At 73.3% G+C, this 21,072-nt stretch carries 18 protein-coding genes; 6 read left to right on the forward strand and 12 right to left on the reverse strand.

Translation table 11 applies throughout. The features are described 5' to 3' along the window. Positions 1–108: 108 nt before the first annotated feature. The 5 genes from ACFWBF_RS12105 to ACFWBF_RS12125 all read right to left on the reverse strand — a co-directional run bounded on the left by ACFWBF_RS12105 (position 109) and on the right by ACFWBF_RS12125 (position 6,732). Positions 109–2,238, reverse strand: coding sequence for a 3-hydroxyacyl-CoA dehydrogenase NAD-binding domain-containing protein (locus tag ACFWBF_RS12105; RefSeq protein WP_385599163.1), 2,130 nt, complete (start codon positions 2,236–2,238; stop codon positions 109–111). Beyond that, positions 2,235–3,461, reverse strand: a complete 1,227-nt coding sequence (locus ACFWBF_RS12110; RefSeq protein WP_385599166.1) for a thiolase family protein — start codon at positions 3,459–3,461, stop codon at positions 2,235–2,237. Before ACFWBF_RS12110 ends, ACFWBF_RS12105 begins: the two co-directional genes overlap by 4 nt. A 244-nt stretch (positions 3,462–3,705) precedes the next feature. Further along, a complete protein-coding gene (locus ACFWBF_RS12115; protein ID WP_385599169.1) occupies positions 3,706–4,989 on the reverse strand; it encodes an HRDC domain-containing protein in 1,284 nt (427 codons plus the stop codon). 125 nt (positions 4,990–5,114) lie between these two features. Next, positions 5,115–5,777 (reverse strand): response regulator transcription factor, encoded by a 663-nt coding sequence (locus tag ACFWBF_RS12120; protein WP_073909534.1) that lies wholly within the window; start codon positions 5,775–5,777, stop codon positions 5,115–5,117. Positions 5,778–6,075: 298 nt separating this feature from the next. After that, positions 6,076–6,732, reverse strand: a complete 657-nt coding sequence (locus tag ACFWBF_RS12125) for a DUF3000 domain-containing protein (protein ID WP_385222767.1) — start codon at positions 6,730–6,732, stop codon at positions 6,076–6,078. A 91-nt stretch (positions 6,733–6,823) separates the two neighbouring features. Between ACFWBF_RS12125 and hemE the strand changes: the two genes are divergently transcribed. Further along, complete coding sequence (hemE, locus tag ACFWBF_RS12130; protein WP_385599172.1) at positions 6,824–7,927, forward strand: uroporphyrinogen decarboxylase; 1,104 nt, start codon at positions 6,824–6,826, stop codon at positions 7,925–7,927. A 355-nt stretch (positions 7,928–8,282) separates the two neighbouring features. Here hemE and ACFWBF_RS12135 read toward each other — a convergent pair whose 3' ends face one another. Together ACFWBF_RS12135 and ACFWBF_RS12140 are read right to left on the reverse strand one after the other, a co-directional pair. Continuing rightward, a complete protein-coding gene (locus ACFWBF_RS12135; RefSeq protein WP_385599175.1) occupies positions 8,283–9,665 on the reverse strand; it encodes an FAD-dependent oxidoreductase in 1,383 nt (460 codons plus the stop codon). Between the two features lie 59 nt (positions 9,666–9,724). Further along, on the reverse strand, positions 9,725–10,699 hold the full coding sequence (locus ACFWBF_RS12140) for a DUF4349 domain-containing protein (protein WP_385599178.1): 975 nt from the start codon (positions 10,697–10,699) through the stop codon (positions 9,725–9,727). Between the two features lie 152 nt (positions 10,700–10,851). On the opposite strand from ACFWBF_RS12140, the gene hemG reads away from it, so the two are divergent. Further along, positions 10,852–12,321, forward strand: coding sequence for a protoporphyrinogen oxidase (gene hemG / locus ACFWBF_RS12145; protein WP_385599181.1), 1,470 nt, complete (start codon positions 10,852–10,854; stop codon positions 12,319–12,321). A gap of 23 nt (positions 12,322–12,344) precedes the next feature. Next, positions 12,345–13,058 carry a hydrogen peroxide-dependent heme synthase gene (gene hemQ / locus ACFWBF_RS12150; RefSeq protein WP_385599184.1) on the forward strand — a complete coding sequence of 238 codons (714 nt, stop codon included), beginning with the start codon at positions 12,345–12,347 and terminating at the stop codon, positions 13,056–13,058. Between the two features lie 113 nt (positions 13,059–13,171). On the opposite strand, the gene ACFWBF_RS12155 is transcribed toward hemQ, so the two are convergent. The 5 genes from ACFWBF_RS12155 to ACFWBF_RS12175 form a co-directional block, all read right to left on the reverse strand. Further along, entirely contained in the window at positions 13,172–14,818 is a 1,647-nt protein-coding gene (locus ACFWBF_RS12155) for an alpha/beta hydrolase (RefSeq protein ID WP_385599187.1), read from the reverse strand. Positions 14,819–14,915: 97 nt separating this feature from the next. Continuing rightward, on the reverse strand, positions 14,916–15,686 hold the full coding sequence (locus tag ACFWBF_RS12160; RefSeq protein ID WP_385599190.1) for a TIGR04222 domain-containing membrane protein: 771 nt from the start codon (positions 15,684–15,686) through the stop codon (positions 14,916–14,918). 84 nt (positions 15,687–15,770) lie between these two features. Next, positions 15,771–16,865: a TIGR04222 domain-containing membrane protein gene (locus tag ACFWBF_RS12165; RefSeq protein WP_385599193.1), complete on the reverse strand. Its 1,095-nt coding sequence runs from the start codon at positions 16,863–16,865 to the stop codon at positions 15,771–15,773. After that, on the reverse strand, positions 16,862–18,205 hold the full coding sequence (locus ACFWBF_RS12170) for a DUF692 domain-containing protein (RefSeq protein ID WP_385599196.1): 1,344 nt from the start codon (positions 18,203–18,205) through the stop codon (positions 16,862–16,864). Before ACFWBF_RS12170 ends, ACFWBF_RS12165 begins: the two co-directional genes overlap by 4 nt. A 169-nt stretch (positions 18,206–18,374) precedes the next feature. Beyond that, positions 18,375–19,124 carry an aminoacyl-tRNA hydrolase gene (locus ACFWBF_RS12175; protein ID WP_385599199.1) on the reverse strand — a complete coding sequence of 250 codons (750 nt, stop codon included), beginning with the start codon at positions 19,122–19,124 and terminating at the stop codon, positions 18,375–18,377. A gap of 71 nt (positions 19,125–19,195) precedes the next feature. Between ACFWBF_RS12175 and ACFWBF_RS12180 the strand changes: the two genes are divergently transcribed. Genes ACFWBF_RS12180 through ACFWBF_RS12190 form a run of 3 tightly spaced genes read left to right on the forward strand, consistent with a single transcriptional unit; the run spans position 19,196 to position 21,059 of the window. Further along, positions 19,196–19,870, forward strand: coding sequence for an AIM24 family protein (locus ACFWBF_RS12180; protein WP_385599202.1), 675 nt, complete (start codon positions 19,196–19,198; stop codon positions 19,868–19,870). Between the two features lie 34 nt (positions 19,871–19,904). Further along, complete coding sequence (locus ACFWBF_RS12185) at positions 19,905–20,810, forward strand: sigma-70 family RNA polymerase sigma factor (RefSeq protein WP_385599205.1); 906 nt, start codon at positions 19,905–19,907, stop codon at positions 20,808–20,810. A 57-nt stretch (positions 20,811–20,867) separates the two neighbouring features. Beyond that, positions 20,868–21,059 (forward strand): hypothetical protein, encoded by a 192-nt coding sequence (locus tag ACFWBF_RS12190; protein WP_385599208.1) that lies wholly within the window; start codon positions 20,868–20,870, stop codon positions 21,057–21,059. The last annotated feature ends 13 nt before the right edge of the window (positions 21,060–21,072 follow it).

Genomic DNA, 21,072 nt, shown 5'->3' on the forward strand with positions numbered 1-21,072 from the left:
CGGCGGCGGGTACGAGCAGACCCGCCGCCGCCGCAACGCCGACGACGAAGCGGGCTGTACGGGAGGCGATCCCGTACAGCCCGCTTCACATGTGCTCCGTGCGACCCGTTACGCCGGGACGCTCGCCAGGCCCGGGGCCAGGAACTTCTTGCCGTTCACACGCTCGGAGACACCCTCGCGGTCCAGGTACGGCGTCACGCCGCCCAGGTGGAAGGGCCAGCCAGCGCCGGTGATGAGGCAGAGGTCGATGTCCTGGGCCTCGGCCACGACACCCTCCTCCAGCATCAGGCCGATCTCCTGTGCCACCGCGTCCAGGACGCGGGCGCGGACCTGCTCCTCGGTCAGGACGACATCGCCCTGCACCAGGAGCGCGGCGACCTCGGGGTCCAGCTCCGGCTTGCCGGAATCGTAGACGTAGAAGCCGCGCTTGCCGGCCTTGACCACGGCCGCCAGGTTCGGGGAGACGGTGAAGCGCTCCGGGAAGGCGCGGTTCAGGGTCTCGGACACGTGCAGACCGATCGCCGGGCCGACGAGCTCCAGCAGCACCAGCGGGGACATCGGCAGGCCGAGCGGCTCGATGGCCTTCTCGGCGGTGACCACCGGGGTGCCCTCGTCGATGACGTTCTGGATCTCGCCCATGAAGCGGGTCAGGATGCGGTTCACGACGAACGCCGGGGCGTCCTTGGTGAGGACCGCGGTCTTCTTCAGCTTCCGCGCGACACCGAAGGCCGTGGCCAGCGAGGCGTCGTCGGTCTGCTCACCGCGGACGATCTCCAGCAGCGGGAGGATCGCGACCGGGTTGAAGAAGTGGAAGCCGACCACGCGCTCCGGGTGCTCGAGCTTCGAGGCCATCTCGGAGACCGACAGCGAGGAGGTGTTGGTGGCGAGGATCGCGTGCGCCGGGGCGACCGCCTCGACCTCCGCGAACACCTTCTGCTTGACGGACATCTCCTCGAACACGGCCTCGATGATGAAGTCCGCGTCCGCGAAGCCCTCGGCCTTGTCCAGGACACCGGTCACCAGGGCGGTCAGGCGGTTGGCCTTGTCCTGGTTGATGCGGCCCTTGCCGAGCAGCTTCTGGATCTCGGCGTGGACGTAGCCCACACCCTTGTCCACGCGCTCCTGGTCGATGTCGGTGAGGACCACCGGCACCTCCAGGCGGCGCAGGAAGAGCAGCGCCAGCTGCGAGGCCATCAGGCCCGCGCCGACGACGCCGACCTTGGTGACCGGGCGCGCCAGGTTCTTGTCCGGGGCGCCGGCCGGGCGCTTGGCGCGCTTCTGGACCAGGTTGAAGGCGTAGATGCCGGAGCGCAGTTCGCCGCCCATGATGAGGTCCGCGAGCGCGGTGTCCTCGGCGTCGAAGCCCTTCTGCAGGTCGCCGTCCTTGGACGCCTCGATGATGTCGAGCGCGCGGTAGGCGGCCGGGGCGGCGCCGTGCACCTTGGAGTCCGCGATGAAGCGGCCGCGGGCGACCGCCGCGTCCCAGCCCTCGCCGCGGTCGATCTCCGGGCGGGCGACCTCGGTGGTGCCGTTCAGCACGTTCGCGGTCCACAGGAGCGACTGCTCCAGGAAGTCCGCGCCCTCGAACAGCGCGTCCGCGATGCCCAGTTCGAAGACCTGCTTGCCGCGCAGTTGCTTGTTCTGGTTCAGCGAGTTCTCGATGATCACCGAGACCGCGCGGTCCGCACCGATCAGGTTCGGCAGGATGGTGCAGCCGCCCCAGCCGGGAACCAGGCCGAGGAAGACCTCGGGCAGCGAGAAGGCCGGGATGGCCTTGGAGACGGTGCGGTAGGTGCAGTGCAGACCGACCTCGACACCGCCGCCCATCGCCGCGCCGTTGTAGTACGCGAAGGTCGGGACCGCGAGGGCCGACAGCCGCTTGAAGACGTCGTGGCCGCCCTTGCCGATGGCGAGCGCGTCGTCGTGCTTCTTCAGAAGCTCGACGCCCTTGAGGTCGGCGCCGACCGCGAAGATGAACGGCTTGCCGGTGATGCCCGCGCCGACGATGGAGCCCGCGATGGCCTCCTGCTCGACCTGGTCGATCGCCGCGTTCAGGTTGGCGAGGGACTGCGGGCCGAAGGTGGTCGGCTTGGTGTGGTCCAGGCCGTTGTCCAGCGTGACGAGCGCGAAGCGCCCGGCGCCGAAGGGCAGGTCCAGGTGGCGGACGTGCGCCTGCGTGACGACCTCGTCCGGGAACAGCTCGGCCGCGCCCTTCAGGAGCTCAGCGGTGGTGCTCACTTGGAGTCTCCCTCGGTGTTGAAGTGCGGGTTCTCCCAGATGACCGTGGCGCCCATGCCGAAGCCGACGCACATGGTGGTCAGGCCGTAGCGGACGTGCGGCTGCTCCTCGAACTGGCGGGCCAGCTGCGTCATCAGGCGCACGCCCGAGGAGGCCAGCGGGTGGCCGAAGGCGATCGCGCCGCCGTACTGGTTCACGCGGGCGTCGTCATCGGCGATGCCGTAGTGCTCCAGGAACGCGAGGACCTGGACCGCGAAGGCCTCGTTGACCTCGAACAGGCCTATGTCCTCGATGGACAGGCCGGCCTGGGCGAGGGCCTTCTCGGTGGCCGGGATCGGGCCGTAGCCCATGACCTCCGGCTCGACACCCGCGAAGGAGTACGAGACGAGGCGCATCTTGACCGGGAGGTTGTTCTCCCGGGCGAAGTCCTCGGACGCGATGATCGCGGCGGTGGCACCGTCGTTGAGACCGGCGGCGTTGCCCGCGGTGACCCGGCCGTGGGTACGGAACGGGGTCTTGAGGCCGGCCAGGTTCTCCAGGGTGGTGCCCGGGCGCATCGGCTCGTCGGAGGTGACCAGGCCCCAGCCCGTCTCGCCCGCCGCCTCGTTGGTGTTGCGCACCGAGATCGGCACCAGGTCCTGCTGGATCTTGCCGTCGGCGTACGCCTTGGCGGCCTTCTCCTGCGAGCGCACGGCGTACTCGTCGGCGCGGAGCTTGGTGATCGTCGGGTACCGGTCGTGCAGGTTCTCGGCGGTCATGCCCATGAACAGGGCGGACTCGTCGACCAGCTTCTCGGAGACGAAGCGCGGGTTCGGGTCGACGCCCTCGCCCATGGGGTGGCGGCCCATGTGCTCGACACCGCCGGCGAGGGCGACGTCGTACGCACCGAAGGCCACGCCGCCCGCGACGGCGGTCACGGCGGTGAGCGCGCCGGCGCACATGCGGTCGATGGAGTAGCCCGGGACGGACTGCGGGAGGCCCGCGAGGATGCCGGCCGTGCGGCCCAGCGTGAGGCCCTGGTCGCCGATCTGCGTGGTCGCGGCGATGGCGACCTCGTCGATCTTCGCGGGGTCCAGGTCCGGGTTGCGGCGCAGCAGCTCCCGGATCGCCTTCACGACGAGATCGTCGGCGCGGGTCCCGTTGTAGATGCCCTTCGGGCCCGCCTTGCCGAACGGGGTGCGGACGCCGTCGACGAAGACGACGTCCCTGACGGTACGAGGCACGTTGGCTCTCCTCCAGGTGCGGGTGTGCACTGCTGCGCGGGGGCACGCTCGGCGGATTCCGCTGAGCGCGCGCTCACCTGCCCCATGCTACTTGCGGGTAACCAATGTGGACACCCCCTCCGGCCGGAGCGGCGAAGGTCACACTCTGCCCCCGGGCGCCTGAGCCCGGCCGGAGGCGGACGCGAGAAGAGCCCCCGGCCGGGGCCGGGGGCTCTTGGGGGGCACTGCGCGTGGTGCGGGGACGTCAGTCGGTGGCCGCCAGGGCCGTGACCAGGGCGTCCGTCACCTGCTCGATCTGCCAGGGGCGGGCGCCGTAAGCCGTCAGGGTCTGCGCCACCGCCTCGGCCTCCAGCCGCTGCGGCGGCTCCCAGCACAGCCGGCGGACCGTGTCCGGGGTGATCAGGTTCTCCTGCGGCAGGTTCAGCCCCTCCGCCAGCGCGGAGACGGCGGCCCGTGCCGCCGACAGCCGGGCCGCGGCCGCGGGGTCCTTGTCGGCCCAGGAGCGCGGCGGCGGCGGACCGGCAGGGCTCGCCCCCGGCTGCGGCAGCTCGTTCTCGGGCAGGGCCCTCGCCCGGTCGACGGCAGCCATCCACTGGTCCAGCTGGCGCCGGCCCATCCGCTGCCCGTAGCCGGGCAGGGCGGACAGGGCGTGCACGTTGAGCGGGAGGGCGAGCGCGGCCTCGACGATCGCGGCGTCGCCGAGCACCTTGCCGGGCGACACGTCACGGCGCTGCGCGATGCGGTCCCGCGACTCCCACAGCTCCCGTACGACGGCCATCTGCCGGCGCCGGCGCACCTTGTGCATGCCGGAGGTGCGGCGCCACGGGTCCTTGCGCGGCGGGGCGGGCGGTGCGGCGGCAATGGCGTCGAACTCCTGCCGGGCCCAGTCGAGCTTGCCCTGGCGGTCCAGCTCCTTCTCCAGCGCGTCGCGCAGGTCCACCAGCAGCTCCACGTCGAGCGCGGCGTAGCGCAGCCACGGCTCGGGGAGCGGCCGGGTGGACCAGTCGACGGCGGAGTGGCCCTTCTCCAGCGCGTAGCCGAGCACGCTCTCGACCATCGCGCCGAGTCCGACCCGCGGGAAGCCCGCCAGCCGGCCGGCCAGCTCGGTGTCGAACAGGGAGGTGGGCACCATGCCTATTTCGCGCAGGCAGGGCAGGTCCTGGGTCGCGGCGTGCAGGATCCACTCCGTACCGGACAGGGCCTCGCCCAGCGCGCTCAGGTCGGGGCAGCCCACCGGGTCGATGAGCGCGGAGCCCGCGCCCTCGCGGCGCAGCTGCACCAGGTAGGCGCGCTGCCCGTAGCGGTATCCGGAGGCGCGCTCGGCATCGACGGCGACGGGCCCGGTGCCCGCGGCGAAGGCCGCGACCACCCGGGCGAGCGCGTCCGCGTCGGCGACCACCGGAGGGATCCCCTCGCGGGGCTCCAGCAAGGGAATCGGCAGCCCATCGGACGGAATATCGACGTCGTCCGGGGGGCCGCCCCCGGTGGTGGTGCGCAGGTCTGCTGCGGTCTCTTGGGCGTCGGTCACCGCTCAAGGGTATCCGTGGATACGACGCGCCCGTCGCCGGAACGTTCCGGCGACGGGCGCGAAGGGGAAGGGCGGACGTTTCCCCCGGGTTCCCCGGGAGTTCGCCCGGGAGTCCGCGGGTGAAATCAGTGGATGATCCCGGTCCGCAGTGCGACGGCGACCATCCCGGCCCGGTCGCCGGTGCCCAGCTTGCGGGCGATCCGGGCGAGGTGGGACTTGACGGTCAGGGCGGACAGGCCCATCGATACGCCGATGGCCTTGTTGGACTGGCCCTCCGCGACGAGGCGCAGGACCTCGACCTCGCGGCCGGAGAGCTCTCGGTAACCGCCCGGGTGGCTCGGGGCACCCGGGGGGCGGCGGTGCATACGGGCGGCGGCAGCGCCGATGGGGGCGGCGCCGGGCCGGGAGGGGAGCCCGATGTTGGTCCGCGTACCGGTGACGACGTAGCCCTTCACTCCGCCCGCGAGGGCGTTGCGCACGGCGCCGATGTCGTCGGCGGCGGACAGGGCCAGGCCGTTCGGCCAGCCGGCGGCCCGGGTCTCGGAGAGCAGGGTGAGACCGGAACCGTCGGGCAGGTGTACGTCGGCCACGCAGATGTCGCGCGGGCTGCTGACGCGGGGGCGGGCCTCCGCGATGGACGACGCCTCGATCACGTCACGTACTCCGAGGGCCCACAGATGGCGGGTCACGGTGGAACGGACGCGCGGGTCGGCCACGACGACCATGGCCGTCGGCTTGTTCGGGCGGTAGGCGACCAGGCTTGCGGGCTGCTCGAGAAGAACGGACACCTAGGCCTCCTGGGGGAGTGGCGGGACGGCCGGCTCGGGGAAGGAAGCCGGTGCGAACCGTGCGGATGGTCACTGACTCCTTCGGCACGTCACCCGCCCGGCTTTAGGGAATGATCACGATTTGGTGAGTAACAATTCGGGCAATTCGGACGCACGATCGATCATCGGTTGATCAGAAGCCCACAATGAATGCCCCGTTTTGGCACTCCGTTACGGGTTTGATCGGTCGATCCTCGCCAACCGGGCCGCCCCGGGAGCCCGGACGGCCGCCTCACGCGGCGGCCGACCGGCTTCACACCTACGGGTGGTGCGGACCCCGCCGTTGTGGCAGGGACACCACACCCGTGACCGTCTCCGTCGGCCCCACCGGCGGCAGCCCCGCGATCTGGCACAGCAGCTCGCACCAGGCCGACAAGTGCGCCGAGGTGTCCGGCACGCCGCCCACCCCCTCGCGGGGCGTCCACGAGGCCCTGATCTCGATCTGGGTGGCCGGCCGCCGCTCCGAGAGCCCGCCGAAGTAGTGCGAGCTCGCCATGGTCACGGTCCCGCTCGCCTCCCCGTACGTCAGCCCGCGCGCGTCCAGCGCCCCCGTCAGCCAGGACCAGCACACCTCCGGGAGGAGCGGGTCCGCGGCCATCTCCGGCTCCAGTTCCGCCCGTACGAGCGTCACCAGCCGGAAGGTCCCCTGCCAGGCGTCGTGCCCGGCCGGGTCGTGGAGCAGGATGAGCCGGCCGTCGGCCAGGTCCTCCTCGCCGTCGACGACCGCCGCCTCCAGCGCGTAGGCGTGCGGGGCCAGCCTCTGCGGCGGTTTCGTGGGGTCGATCTCGATCCCCGGCCGTAGCCGGGCCTTCTTCAAGCCGTCGACCGCCCGCCGGAACGGGAGCGGGACGGAGCTCTCCTTCGCGCTGTCCACACCGTCAGCGCCATCTGAAAATCGTCCCTGAGCCGCAGCCATGCGGGGAAGACTAGGCGCAGCGGACGCCCGTACGACGCAGGGACACCCGCGCCGGGCCGGGCACTTCTTCATACGTGCGAAGATTTGAGTCGTGAGCGCCAACGACCTTCCCCTCGCGCACGGCTCCGCCTGTGCTGGGGAGACCCCATTCCAGGGCCAGCCGAGTCAGACGTACGATTCCGCCTTCCTGAAGGCGTGCCGGCGGGAGCCGGTGCCGCACACCCCGGTGTGGTTCATGCGGCAGGCCGGGCGCTCTCTCCCCGAATACCGCAAGCTGCGCGAGGGCACGCAGATGCTGGAATCCTGCATGCGCCCCGACCTGGTCACGGAGATCACCCTCCAGCCGGTGCGCCGCCACAACGTGGACGCGGCGATCTTCTTCTCCGACATCGTGGTCCCGCTGAAGGCCATCGGCGTCGACCTGGACATCAAGCCGGGCATCGGCCCGGTCGTCGCCCAGCCGATCCGCCGCCGCGAGGACCTCGCACAGCTGCGCGACCTCACCCCGGAGGACGTCGGTTACGTCACCGAGGCGATCGGCATGCTCACGGGTGAACTGGGCTCCACGCCGTTGATCGGATTCGCGGGTGCACCTTTCACCCTCGCGAGCTACCTCGTCGAGGGCGGCCCCTCCAAGAACCACGAGCACACCAAGGCCCTCATGTACGGGGACCCGGAGCTGTGGGCCGACCTCCTGGACCGTCTCGCCGAGATCACCTCGGCCTTCCTCAAGGTCCAGATCGAGGCCGGCGTCTCGGCCGTCCAGCTCTTCGACTCCTGGGTCGGCGCCCTGGCTCCGGCCGACTACCGCCGCTCGGTGATGCCGGCGTCGGCGAAGGTCTTCGAGTCGGTCGCCTCGTACGGGGTCCCGCGCATCCACTTCGGTGTGGGCACGGGCGAGCTGCTCGGTCTGATGGGCGAGGCCGGGGCGGACGTCATGGGCGTCGACTGGCGCATCCCGATGGACGAGGCCGTCCGCCGGGTCGGCCCGGGCAAGGCGCTCCAGGGCAACCTGGACCCGGCGGTCCTCTTCTCCACCACGCAGGCCGTGGAGGCCAAGACCGACGAGGTCCTCTCCGCCGCGTCCGGCCTGGAGGGCCACATCTTCAACCTGGGCCACGGCGTCCTGCCCACGACGGACCCGGACGCGCTGACCCGCCTGGTGGACCACGTCCACACCAAGACGGCCCGCTGAGCCGAGCCTCGACGACGTCGGTTCCGTGCCGTGCATGACATGGCACGGGCCGACGTTTCGCATAGATCGCCCGGCTGGCGGGCCGGCCCACGTCCGGCTGCTCCGGGAGGCCGTCCGGGCTACCGGCGGGAGCCCACGCCGGCCGGGCGGTCCCTGCTCCGGGACGCGTACCTCGCCGTACCCGCCCACCCGCGGGTCTACGTCCTGGGTGACATGGACCGCCAGGACCGGCCGCTGCGGATCCTGGTGACCGACCTCGGACAGGCAGGAGGGCCCCCGCGGCGGGAACTGGGACGGGCCGCCTGGGATGCACCGCACCGGACCCCGCGACCCGGCAGACCTTTCCGGCACAGCACTAGACCCCCGCCGCGCGGACCGCCGAGACCGCCTTGCGGGCCGCCACCAGGATCGGGTCCCAGACCGGGGAGAACGGTGGGGCGTAGCCCAAGTCCAGGGAGACGAGCTGGTCCACCGTCATGCCCGCCGTCAGGGCGACCGCCGCGATGTCCACGCGCTTCGCGGAACCCGCACCGCCGACGATCTGGACGCCGAGGAGCCGGCCCGTGCGGCGTTCCGCCAGCATCTTCACCGTCATCTCCGCCGCGCCCGGGTAGTAGCCCGCCGTGTTCGTCGAGCGGATCGTCGCCGTCACGAAGCGCAGGCCCGCCTCCAGCGCGTCCCGCTCGCGCAGCCCCGTACGGGCGATCTCCAGGTCGCAGACCTTGCTGACCGCCGTGCCGACCACCCCGGGGAAGGTGGCGTAGCCGCCGCCCACGCCCGCGCCGATGACCTGCCCGTGCTTGTTGGCGTGGGTGCCCAGCGGGATGTGGCGGGTACGGCCCGCCATCAGGTCCAGGACCTCCACGCAGTCGCCGCCCGCCCAGATGTTCTCGTGCCCCCGCACCCGCATCGACAGGTCCGTGAGGATGCCGCCCGACTCACCGAGCGGCAGGCCCGCGGCGCGGGCGAGCGCGGTGCGGGGTTCCACGCCGATGCCGAGGACGACCACGTCCGCCGGGTACTCCCCGCCCGCCGCCGTGGCCACCGCGACGGCCCGGCCCTCCTCGTCGGTGAGGATCTTCGTCACCTCGGCGCGGGACACCGTACGGATCCCCATGCCGTTCATCGCGGTGTGCACCAGGCCGCCCATGTCCGGGTCCAGCGTGGCCATCGGCTGCCGGCCGCGGTGCAACACGGTCACCTCGTAGCCCCGCCCGACCAGGGCCTCCGCCATCTCCACGCCGATGTAGCCCGCACCGACCACGACCGCCCGGCGGCCCCGCGTCCGCTCCAAAGTGCCCATCAGGCGCTGGCCGTCGTCCAGCGTCTGGATGCCGTGGACCCCGTGCGCGCCGATGCCCGGGAGCCGCGGGCGGACCGGGCGGGCGCCGGTCGCCAGGACGAGCTTGTCGTAGCCCGTCCAGGAGTCGGCGCCGGTGTCCAGATCGCGGGCCCGGACCCGGGACCCGGCGAGGTCCAGCTCCAGCACCTCCGTACGCGTGCGCAGGTCGATGTCCCGCGCCCGGTGCTCCTCGGGGGTGCGGGCGATCAGTTCGTCCCGCTCCGCGACCACGCCGCCGATCCAGTACGGGATCCCGCACGCGGAGTACGAGGTGAAGTGCCCCCGCTCGAAGGCCACGATCTCCAGCTCCGCCGGGCCCTTGAGCCGCCGGGCCTGTGACGCGGCGGACATTCCCGCCGCGTCACCGCCGACCACCACCAGTCGTTCCGTCGCCATCGCCCGCACCGTCCTCCGTCGTCGTCGCCGTCGCGACCACGCTACGGGCGAATGCGTGTTCAGTTCCGGACGTCCGCCGAGTCCGCGGGGTCCGCCGACTCCGCCTCGCGCGGCGCCGGGACCCGCTTCGCCGTCAGGCCCGCCTTCGGCTTCGCCGGGCGCCACTTGCGAAACAGCCGCCGGCCCAGCACCACGGCCCCGGCGGTCAGCGCGAACGGCAGCAGCGCGCCGAACGCCACCGTCAGGTAGCGCACGATCTGTGTGAAGACGTTCCACCCGGCCTTCAGGGCGCCCAGGAAGGTCGGCTCCTTGTCCTTCTTCTCCTCGGCCCGCTCCACCGGCTTGGCCGGCTCCGAGAAGGTCAGCGTGATCGTGCCCAGCGAGGTCTGGTCCTTCAGCGCCGTCTGCTGGGCCAGCAGCGACTCCAGGTCCGACTGGCGCTTGGCGAGCTCGCTCTCCAGCGTGACGACGTCGCCCAACCCCGAGGCCTTCTCCATCATGTCCCGCACCCGCGCCACGCTCGCCTGCTGCGACTTGACCCGGCTGTCGGTGTCCGCGACCTTCTGGGTCACGTCCTGCGCCTCGACCTTCCGGTCGAGCAGCTTCCCGCTGCCCTCCATCGCGCCGAGCACCGCGTCGAAGCGGTCGCCCGGCACGCGCAGGGTCACGGTCGACGTCATCAGGCCGTCGGCGTCGCGTTTGGTGGTCTCGTTGCCGACGTAGCCGCCCGCGTTCTCGGCCGCCGTCCGGGCCGCCGCCGTCGCCTTCTGCGCGTCCGCCGTCTCGACGCCCAGCGTCGCCGTACGGATGATCTGTGCCCGGGCGGGGGCGGGCTGCTGCGGGCCCTTGTCCGGCGCCGCGGGCGCCGCCGCCGCGCCCCTCGCCGCCTCGCCGTCGGGGCGGGGCGCCGCCACGTCCGCCGCCTTGCCCGCCGAGGCGTCGCCGCCGGCGCTGCAACCGGTGAGCGCGAGCGCCCCGGCCAGCGAGAGGGCGGCCAGGGCCGCCGCGGAACGACGTCTGTACTGGGTGTGCATCGCTGAATACCCCCCGAGAATGCGGCTGATGTCGCCGATGGGACGTACAGGGTCCCGCCGCGGGTTTCGCCCGCGCGGTCCCGAGGTGGTCCCGAAGCGGTCACGGTCCGGCCTCGGTGACCGGTCCGAGATCGGTCTGCGACGATGTGTGCATGCACGAAGCGGACACGCGTACGGATCAGCCGGCCGGCCACGGCCCGGGCCACGGGCCCGGCCACGTCGTCGTCATCGGCGGCGGCATCGCGGGTCTCGCCGCGGCGCACCGGCTGCTCGCCGACGGCGCCCGCGTCACGCTCCTGGAGGCGGGCCCGCGCCTCGGCGGCAAGCTGCTCGCCGGCGAACTCGCCGGCGCCCCCGTCGACCTCGGCGCCGAATCCGTGCTCGCCCGCCGCCCCGAAGCCCTCGAACTCGCCCGCTCGGTCGGCCTCGGCGAGGCCCTGCAGCCGCCCGCCACCGCCACCGCCCACCTGTGGACCCGCGGCGCGCTGCGGCCCATGCCGCGCGGCCACCTCATGGGCGTCCCCGGGGACCTGGGGCCGCTCGCCGCCTCCGGCGTGCTCTCCGCCGAGGGCCTGGCCCGGATCGAGGCCGAACGCGCCCTGCCGCCCGCCGAGATCGGCGAGGACGTCGCCGTCGGCGAGTACGTCGCCGCCCGCCTCGGCCACGAGGTCGTCGACCGGCTCGTGGAACCCCTGCTCGGCGGGGTCTATGCCGGCAACGCCTACCGCATCTCCATGCGGGCCGCCGTGCCCCGGCTCTTCGAGGCCGCCCGTACGCACACCTCACTGGGCGACGGCGTACGGGAACTGCAGCACCAGGCGGCGCTCCAGCCCCAGCAGGCCGGCCCCGTCTTCGCGGGCATCGACGGCGGCATCGGCCGGCTCCCGATCGCCGTGGCCGAGGCCTGCCGGGCGGCCGGGGCCCGGATCCTCCCCGGCACCCCCGTGCGGGAGTTGACCCGTAGCGCCGAAGGCACCTGGCGGGTGGTCGCCGACGCGGAGGTCATCGAGGCCGACGCCGTGGTCCTGGCCACCCCGGCGGGACCCGCCGCCCGGCTGCTGGCGGCCCTCGCGCCCGCGGCGGCCGCCGAGCTGCGCGGGGTCGAGTACGCGTCCATGGCGCTGATCACCATGGCCTTCCGGCGCTCCGACCTGCCGGCCGGCATCACCGCGGGCGGCGCGAGCGGCTTCCTCGTACCGCCCGTGGACGGCCGGACCATCAAGGCGTCGACCTTCTCCAGCAACAAGTGGGCCTGGGCCGGGGCCGATCCCGAGCTCTTCCTGCTGCGCACCTCGGTGGGCCGGCACGGCGACGAGGCCGTGCTCGGGCGCGAGGACGCGGAGCTGGTCGAGATCTCGCTCGGCGACCTCGGCGAGGCCGTGGGCCTGGCGGCCCGGCCGGTCGCGTCCACCGTCACCCGCTGGGACGGCGGACTGCCCCAGTACCCGGTCGGTCACCTCGACCGCGTGGCCAGGATCCGCGCCGCCGTAGCGGCCCTCCCCGGCCTCGCGGTGTGCGGCGCGCTGTACGACGGGGTCGGAATCCCGGCGTGCATCGCGAGCGCCGTCCAGGCCGCGGACGTGGTGATGGCCACGGTGGCCACCCCTGGCACAGACCACTGATCGGCACACGGGACAATAGGCACATGACTGCACCAGAGAAGATTCCCAACGCGGGGAAGAAGGCGAAGGACCTCAACGAGGTCATCCGCTACACCCTGTGGTCCGTCTTCAAGCTGAAGGACGTCCTCCCGGAGGACCGCGCCGGTTTCGCCGACGAGGTCCAGGAGCTGTTCGACCAGCTGGCCGCCAAGGACATCACCGTCCGCGGCACCTATGACGTCTCCGGCCTGCGCGCCGACGCGGACGTCATGATCTGGTGGCACGCGGAAACCGCGGATGAGCTGCAGAGCGCGTACAACCTCTTCCGCCGCACCAAGCTGGGCCGCGCGCTGGAGCCGGTGTGGTCGAACATGGCCCTGCACCGCCCCGCCGAGTTCAACAAGTCGCACATCCCGGCCTTCCTGGCCGACGAGAACGCCCGCGACTACGTCAGCGTCTACCCCTTCGTGCGCAGCTACGACTGGTACCTGCTGCCCGACGAGGACCGCCGCCGCATGCTCGCCGACCACGGCAAGATGGCCCGCGGCTACCCGGACGTGCGCGCCAACACCGTCGCCTCCTTCTCGCTGGGCGACTACGAGTGGCTGCTGGCCTTCGAGGCCGACGAGCTCTACCGCATCGTCGACCTCATGCGTCACCTGCGCGCCTCCGAGGCCCGTATGCACGTCCGTGAAGAGGTGCCCTTCTACACCGGACGCCGCAAGTCCGTCGCCGATCTGGTGGCCGGACTCGCCTGAGACCTCCCCTGGGGGGAAGGGCCGGAGGACGACCACACCGTCAGGTGAGCTCCTCCGGTGGATCGGGAGGCCCTGCCCCCGAAACGACGCAGCCGGAGATCCCGCCCGGAAGTTCAGACGACTGGCGGCAGCAGTGCCCTGCGGGCGCTCGCTGCCCGGTCGTCCAGCGACACCGGTGCGGGCTCCGGATGCGGCGCGCACGTGACACGCCGTCCCCGGGTGTCACCCGTGAGGAGATACCGCTCCACGTGACGGTCCACGCAGTCATTGCGTCCGCCGACCACTCCGTGGGTGCCCGCCCCCTCCTCCGTCACCAGCGCGGCCCCGGCGCCGAGCCGCCGTTGCAGCTCCAGGGCGCCCGGGTACGGGGTCGCCCCGTCCCGCTCCGCCGCGACGACGAGCGTCCGGGGGAGTGCGGCCGGCTGCCCGCGCACTTCCACCGGCCGCTGCCGCTCGCTGACCGGCCAGTACGCGCACGGCAGGTTGAGGAAGGCGTTGGCCCAGGTCTCGAACGGGGCCGCACGCGCCAGCTCGGTGTTGTCGCGGTCCCAGGTCTCCCAATCCGTGGGCCAGGGGGCGTCGTTGCACAGCACCGCCGTGTACACGGCCGTCGTGTTCTCGCCCTCGGCCGCCGAGCCCGGGTCCGGCGCGGCCTGCCGGACGAGCGGGCCCGGATCGCCGCGCAGGAAGGCGGCCAGGGCCGCGGCCCGGTCGGGCCAGACCTCGTCGTAGTAGGCGGTCCGCAGGTACGCGGAGTGCAGTTGGCCGGTCCCCACGACCCCGCCCGCCGGAGTACGGGCCACCGCGGCCCGGACGCGCTCGTAGCTCGCCTGCACGGCCTGCGCGGTGGTCCCGAGGCCGTACGCGTCGTGGTGGCGGGCCGTCCAGCCGAGGAAGTCCGCCCAGCGGCGCTCGAAGCCGCGCGCCTGGTCGAGGTTGTTGCGGTACCAGACGCGGCCCGGGTCGGGGTTGACCGCCGAGTCGAAGACCATCCGGCGGACGTGGCCCGGGTAGAGCGTGGCGTAGACCGCACCGAGGTAGGTGCCGTACGAGGCGCCCATGAAGCTCAGCCGCGCGTCGCCGAGCGCGGCGCGCAGCACGTGCAGATCGCGGGCGTTGTTCAGGGTCGTGTAGTACGCGAGGTCCGCGCCGGTCCGCCGCGCGCAGCCGCGGGCGTAGTCCTGCGCGGCGGCGACGCGTTCGCGCTTGTACCGCGGGGAGGGGTCGGCCGGGATCTGCGTCGGGGCCGCGGCGTACTCGGCGGGGTCCTGGCAGGAGAGCGGGCCCGAGCGGCCGACCCCGCGCGGGGCGTAGCCGACGAGGTCGTAGGCGGCGGCGACGCGTTTCCACTCGGGGAGGTCCGCCACGAGGGGGAAGAACGTGCCGGAGGCGCCGGGGCCGCCGGGGTTGTAGACGAGGGAGCCCTGGCGGGCGCTCTCGCGGTCGCCCGCGGCGGGGCCGCCGCCGGTCGCCGTGGCGCGGCTGACGGTGAGCGAGAGCTGCGGCCCGTCGGGGCGGGCGTAGTCGAGCGGGACCCGCAGGGTGGCGCAGCGGACGGGGTCGGGGAGTTCCTCGACGGCGGGGCAGGGGCGGAAATCGAGGCCCGCGACGGCAGCCGCCCGGGCGGCCTGCTCCGCACCCGCCGCGGCCAGGGCGCTGTCCAGGGCCGGATCCGTGGCCGCCCGGGCCGGGGCGGGGGAGCACAGGGTGAGGCAGAGAGCCGCCGCGGCGGCTGCGCGGCGTGCGAGCTTCGTCCGCATGACCGCCCTTCCATCTCATCGTTTCGTCCGATGAAAGGCTTGAGTCGGGCGCCTGTAAAGGATCGCTGGCGGGTGTCGCCCTCGATCCCCCCGGTTGCTACGGGACCGCTCCCCGCTTGTCGTACTCAAGAGCCGCCCGCAGCCCGGGATCCGTGACCGCCCCGAGCCCGCGCACGGCCACCGCGGTGAGCGAGCCCGTGCGGCCGCGCTCGCGGTCGAGCGAGACCAGGAGCCGCTGCCCGTCGGGGGAGGCCCAGGGCGAGTTCTGGTGGCCCTCGAAGCGCGCGATGGCCAGACATCCCAGGGCGAGGATCAGCGGCAGCGCGAACCAGCTCAGCACCATCCCGGCCGAGGTCCCGTCCGGGGGGACGCAGAGCGCGGCCGCCGCCATGGCGAGGATCAGCAGGGTGGCCCGGCGGACCGACCGGACCGCGTCGTGCACCCCCCGCCCGGGCCCGGCGTCCAGTGCGAGGCCCGCTTCGCCGAGCCGCTTCGCGAGGGCCCGTACGGCCGCGTCCTCGGCCACGGCCGTACGTATGGACGCCACCGGGGACTGCCCGTCGGGCCCGAACGCGACGAGCGCGGACCGCTCGTGCGGATCGCGTCCGACCGGGTCGAGCACGGTGGCCCAGCCGGTGTGGGCGAGCAGCAGCCGGTGCTGGCGCTGCATGGAGAGCAGCGTCAGCTCGGCCACCCGCCGCGGGCCGCCGGCGAGGTAGGCGGCCTCGTACAGGTTCAGCTCGTCGTGGTGGTGCGTGATGGCGTCGGCGGATACGGGCTCCGCGACTTCGGTGGCCGCTCTCAGGAGGCGGGTGCACGAGATCAGCACGCCTGCCCAGGCCAAGAGGAGGAACAGGACCCAGAACATGATCGTTTTTTATCGGACAGCGACCGTTCGGGTACGGAGTGCTGCCGATGTGTGAGCACCTCGTGACAGGTCCGTGATGGTCTGTCAGGAGCTGCTGCTACAGCTGGAACTGGACGAACCACCGCAACTGGAGCTGCTCGAACAACTCGAACCGCTGCTCGCGCAGCTGCTCGAAGAGGACCCGCAACTGCTCCCGGAGGAACCGCAGCTGCTGCCCGAGGATGCGCAACCGCTGCCGGAGGAACCGCAGCCGCCACCGGAAGAGCCGCAGCCGGAACCGGAGTCCGCGCCCGATCCGCCGCCGTCACCGCCCGCGCACCAGACGACCGGGATCACCTCGGCGGCCGCCGTCTGGGAGCTGTCCCAGCCGGTGGCGCGGGGCGTGGGCCGGGAGCCGGGCCGGTACCGGTACTGGGCGGCGGCCAGCCGGGTGCCGCGGGCCGCGGGCACGAGCTGCTCGCGCAGATACGGGTCGCGCAGGCCGCGCAGCCCGAACAGCGCGATCTGGACGTGCGAGGTACGGTCGCCCAGGTACTGGGCACGGATCTCGCGCAGCGCGGCCTGCCCCGCCGGGGTGACCCGCTGCTTGGCCCGTGCGGCCCCCGCGGCCCCCATGACCACCCCGCCCAGCAGAACGGGGAACACCATGACGATGAACGGGACCTGCGGGCCGGAGTCCAGGACGAGGGCGATGAAGGTGAGCGGCAGCGACAGCGGTACGAGCACCCCGCAGACCACCGCCTGGGCCACCCCCCACCGGCGCCACTTGCGCCCGGAGCCGGGCAGGGAGATCAGCCCGCGCGCGGCCAGCGCGTCCCCGGTCTCCTGGACGGCCGGGTCGAGCATGGCGGCGTACCGCACCTGGTAGAGCCACCCCGAGGGGGCGTCCCGGTACGCCTGGAGCACCGCCCGCTCGGCGGGGTCGGCGGCCCGCGCCCCGGGGCGTACCTGGACGATCCCGGGACCGCCGCCGGCCACCATCCGGGTGTCCCCGAGCAGCGAGACCAGGGCGGTGTCCACGACGTTGCCGGGGCCGCCCGACAGGAACGCGGCCTCGGACAGGTCGTGCAGCCGCGGGGCGGGCCCGCCGGAGGCCGGCCGGGAACCGCGCAACCCGCGGAAGAGGAGGACGGTGGAGACGATGACGCCGGTCCAGACGGCGAGGGCGAGGAGGATCACGCGGCTCTCCCCACGAGCGCCCGGGCCCAGCGCACGGCGCGGCGCGGCGGCCGCGCCCCGGCCCGGTCCCGCCACCAGGCGGTGAGCCGGCGGCGGGCGGCCGGATCGGTGGGCAGGTCCCGGATCAGCAGGTGCTCGGCGAAGTTCAGCGCGTCGCGGCGGTACCCGGCGGTCATCGGCCGGCGGCGGGCATACCCGAGGAAGGCCTCGCGGTACGCCTCCTCGCCGCCCAGGATCCCGGGCAGCTCGGGAGCCAGCCGGGCCACGACCCCGGCCCGCTTGGCGGCGAGCGCGCGCGACTGCACCCGTACGCGCTGCCGGTCGAAGCCCTCGGGCACGGGCGTCCCGGCCACCAGGGCCGACAGCAGCGCCCCCTGTTGCAGCCCTACGCGAACCCGCGCGGGCCCGCTGTCGACGCCGCCGCCGCGCTTCCCGGCACCGTCGGCCGGACCGGACCCGGCCGGGCCGGACCCACTCGCACCGGACCCGCTCGCACCGGCCCTGGCGGCGCCCGTCCCGGGGGCACCGGTGTCGGCCACGGCCCGGATCCGGGCCAGTTCGGCCGCGAGTTCCGCCTCCGGCGGGAAGTCGTCGTCCCGCTCCAGCAGGACCCCCGGCGGGTCCACCCGTCGGCGCAGCTGCGCCAGGACGTCCAGCACCACCGGCGGGACCGGGTGCGCGTGGGTGTCGTGCCAGACTCCGCCGCGCTCCATCCCGCCCGCCACGTGCACGTACGCGAGCGCCTCCAGCGGGATCGCGTCCAGTACGGCCGCCGGGTCCTCGCCCCGGTTGACGCGGTTGGTGTGCAGGTTCGCCACGTCGATCAGCAGCCGCACCCCCGTCCGCTCCACCAACTCGGTCAGGAACTGGCCCTCCGTCAGCTCCTCGCCGGGCCAGGGGATCAACGCGGCGATGTTCTCCAGGGCCAGCGGCACGGGCAGCGAGTCCTGGGCGATCCGCACGTTCTCGCAGAGCACGTCCAGCGCGTCCCGGGTCCGCGGCACCGGCAGCAGGTGCCCGGCCTCCAGCTCGGGCGAGGAGGTCCGCACGAAGGCGATGTGCTCGGTCACCAGCGGCGCCCCCAGCGCCACCGCCCGCTCGCCGAGCGCGGCCAGCCTGCCCGCGTCCGGCCGGTCGGCGCCGCCGAGCCCCAGCGAGACGCCGTGCGGCACCACGCCGACCCCGCGCTCGCGCAGCCTCAGCAGCGAAGCCGGCAGGTGTCCCGGGCAGATGTTCTCGGCCACCACCTCGACCCAGTCCAGACCCGGCAGCCGTTCCACCGCTTCCGCGATCTCCGGCCGCCAGCCGATGCCCACCCCCAGGCGTGCCATGGGCTTCATGTCCCCCCGCCCCCCCTCGTCGGTCCCCGACGGTACCCATCGGCCCGTGTGCCGATGTCATGGCCCCGACGGAGTCGAGCCAACCGTCGGAGGGGACGTTCAGAGCAACATTTGAGGTTCCCGCCCCCGCGGATCCGCCCACGGCAGGGCAAGATCCGAAAGAGCCGGCCTACAGCCGGGACCGCAGCGCCGGATGGTCGGCGATCACCGTGGCGCTGCCCGGCGCGATCTCCGTGAACCCCGCGTCCCGCACCAGCGGCAGCCCGCTCCCGCTCAGCTCCGCCCACCGCTCGTGCGCGGCCGTCCGTACCGCCAGCCGGAAACCGGACTCCCGCCACGCGGTCCGCTCCGCCCCGGTCAGCTCCCACCAGGCGAGCTGTGCGGCGTGCCCGGCCTGGGCCATCGCCTTGCCGGCCGACATCTCCAGGTCCGGGTTGAGCCACAGCACCACGGTCCCGTCCGCCACCGGGGCGGGCGGGACCGGGTCGTCCAGGTCGGTGCCCGACACCTGGAGCTTGGCCAGCTCCTTGGGCCAGCCGTCCAGCGGCACCGGCGGGTAGACCCGTACCTCCGAGGTGTCACCCTGCACCGTGATGCCCGGCAGAGTGCCCGCCTTGCGCCACTCCGCCCCGCGCGCCCGCCGGACCACCTTGCGGATCCGCGCGTCCTGCCAGTCCCGTACGGCCTCGGCCCACTCGCCCTCGCCGGCCGCCCGCTCGTCGCTCAGCAGCACCAGCACCGCGCGGGCCGCCGTCTCCAGCGCGTCCGTGCGCGCGGGCGGCTCGGCCTTCTCGATGTGCACGACCAGGGGGAGGACGAACTGCGGCGCCTCGTCGCGCAGGACGTGCTCCCGGCGGAAGGGGCTGTCGGCCCCGACCGCCGCCGCGGCTGTGGTGTCGTTCGTGTGCTGGCTGCTCATCCCGCCAAGGATGCCAGCCTCCGCCTTCAGGATGATGCCGCAGGGGTCCTGGCCAGGTGAGGATCTTCCCCATGAAGAGCGATCTTTTTGCGTCCGAGAACCTGGCCCAGCCGTCTGCCGCTCCGGGGATGAGCCTGCAGAACGCCAAGTCCGTCAAGTACACCGGCAACGGTGAAATGCTGGCCCGCCAGGGCTCGATGGTCGCTTTCCGCGGCAACCTCCAGTTCGAGCGCAAGGGCCAGGGCATCGGCGGCATGCTCAAGCGCGCCGTCACCGGCGAGGGCCTGGCGCTGATGTCCGTACGCGGCCAGGGCGACGCCTGGTTCGCGCACCAGGCCGGCAACTGCTTCATCATCGACTTCGAGCCCGGCGACGCCCTGACCATCAACGGCCGCAACGTCCTGTGCTTCGACCCGACCCTGTCCTACGAGATCAAGATGGTGAAGGGCGCCGGCATGACGGGCGGCGGCCTCTTCAACAGCCTCTTCACCGGCACCGGCAAACTCGCCGTGGTCTGCGACGGAAACCCGATCATCATACCCGTCACCGCGCAGTCCCCGGTGTACGTGGACACCGACGCGGTGGTGGGCTGGAGCGCCCAGCTGGAGACCGGTCTGCACCGCTCCCAGTCGGTCGGCTCGATGATCCGCGGCGGCTCCGGCGAGGCGGTCCAGCTGAAGCTGAGCGGCGAGGGCTTCGTCATCGTCCGCCCGAGCGAGCTCACGGAAACCACCACGGCCCACTGAGGCGGCGGGAACCCGAGGAAGGAACACCGACACGGTGGAGGAGAGCGTGGAGCCGGCGGACCTTTTCGAGGAACACCGGGCCCATCTGCAAGCGGTGGCCTACCGGATGCTGGGTTCGCTCAGCGAGGCCGAGGACGCGGTCCAGGACACCTGGCTGCGCTTCGACCGCACCGACACGGGCGACGTCGAGAATGTGGGCGGGTGGCTCACCACCGTCGTCGCGCGCGTGTGTCTGAACCTGCTGCGCTCGCGCGCGACGCGGCGCGAGGACTCCCTCGACGAGTCCTGGGAGCCCGGCGGGAGCCGGATGCCCGACCCGGTGATCAGCCGCGGCGAGGTGATCGATCCCGAGCAGGAGGTCCTGCTGGCCGACTCGGTCGGGCTGGCGCTGATGGTGGTGCTGGAATCCCTGGCGCCGGCCGAGCGGCTGGCCTTCGTGCTGCACGACATGTTCGCCGTGCCGTTCGACGAGATCGCCGCGATGATCGACAAGACCCCGGCCGCGACCCGGCAGCTCGCGAGCCGTGCCCGCCGCCGGGTGCAGGGGCAGGCCCCGCCGCCGGACCCGGACCTCACCCGCCAGCGCGAGGTCGTCAGCGCGTTCTTCGCCGCCACGCGCGACGGGGACTTCGAGGCGCTCGTGGCCATGCTCGACCCGGACGTCGTACTGCGCTCGGACGGCGGCGTCGCGCGGTCCCGGCACACGGTCGTACTGGACGGGGCGCGGACGGTGGCCGGACAGGCGGTCACCTTCGGCGGCCTGGCCCCGTTCGCCCGCCCGGCGCTGATCAACGGCGCCGCCGGCGTCACGGTCGTCGTGGAGGGCCGCCCGATGTCGGTCATGGCCTTCACCGTCGTGGCCGGGAAGATCCTCGCCATCGACGTGATCGCGGACCCGGAGCGGCTGCGCGGGTTCGGCCTCGTCGGCGCGGACGCCTGACCGCGCGGCTCAGGGCCGCCGCCGCGCCGGGCGGCGGCCCTGAGTACGCTCGTAGGCATGGATGAGCGCGAGCACGGCGAGTCGTACTGCCCGGCCCCGGCGACCCCCGCCGGGCGCGTGGAGGGGCCGCCGTACGCCGACTGCCTGGAGTGCGGCAAGCCCACCGAGTACGGGGTCGCGACCCCGGGCGTGGTGCTGTGCCCGGTGTGCGAGTGGCAGGACGCGCAGCGCACGGCCTGCTCCGGCTGAGCGCGCCGTCCTG

Origin of the sequence: Streptomyces sp. NPDC060028, assembly GCF_042736725.1 — a bacterium.
Classification (GTDB): domain Bacteria; phylum Actinomycetota; class Actinomycetes; order Streptomycetales; family Streptomycetaceae; genus Streptomyces.

Bases quoted from the DNA above. Each gene is read 5' to 3' on its own strand.
- ACFWBF_RS12125 (WP_385222767.1), bottom strand. From the start codon at position 6,732: ATGGCTGCGGCTCAGGGACGATTTTCAGATGGCGCTGACGGTGTGGAC.
- ACFWBF_RS12180 (WP_385599202.1), top strand. From the start codon at position 19,196: ATGAAGAGCGATCTTTTTGCGTCCGAGAACCTGGCCCAGCCGTCTGCC.
- hemG (WP_385599181.1), top strand. From the start codon at position 10,852: ATGCACGAAGCGGACACGCGTACGGATCAGCCGGCCGGCCACGGCCCG.
- ACFWBF_RS12140 (WP_385599178.1), bottom strand. From the start codon at position 10,699: ATGCACACCCAGTACAGACGTCGTTCCGCGGCGGCCCTGGCCGCCCTC.
- ACFWBF_RS12170 (WP_385599196.1), bottom strand. From the start codon at position 18,205: ATGAAGCCCATGGCACGCCTGGGGGTGGGCATCGGCTGGCGGCCGGAG.
- ACFWBF_RS12135 (WP_385599175.1), bottom strand. From the start codon at position 9,665: ATGGCGACGGAACGACTGGTGGTGGTCGGCGGTGACGCGGCGGGAATG.
- hemQ (WP_385599184.1), top strand. From the start codon at position 12,345: ATGACTGCACCAGAGAAGATTCCCAACGCGGGGAAGAAGGCGAAGGAC.
- ACFWBF_RS12175 (WP_385599199.1), bottom strand. From the start codon at position 19,124: ATGAGCAGCCAGCACACGAACGACACCACAGCCGCGGCGGCGGTCGGG.
- ACFWBF_RS12155 (WP_385599187.1), bottom strand. From the start codon at position 14,818: ATGCGGACGAAGCTCGCACGCCGCGCAGCCGCCGCGGCGGCTCTCTGC.
- ACFWBF_RS12160 (WP_385599190.1), bottom strand. From the start codon at position 15,686: ATGTTCTGGGTCCTGTTCCTCCTCTTGGCCTGGGCAGGCGTGCTGATC.
- ACFWBF_RS12190 (WP_385599208.1), top strand. From the start codon at position 20,868: ATGGATGAGCGCGAGCACGGCGAGTCGTACTGCCCGGCCCCGGCGACC.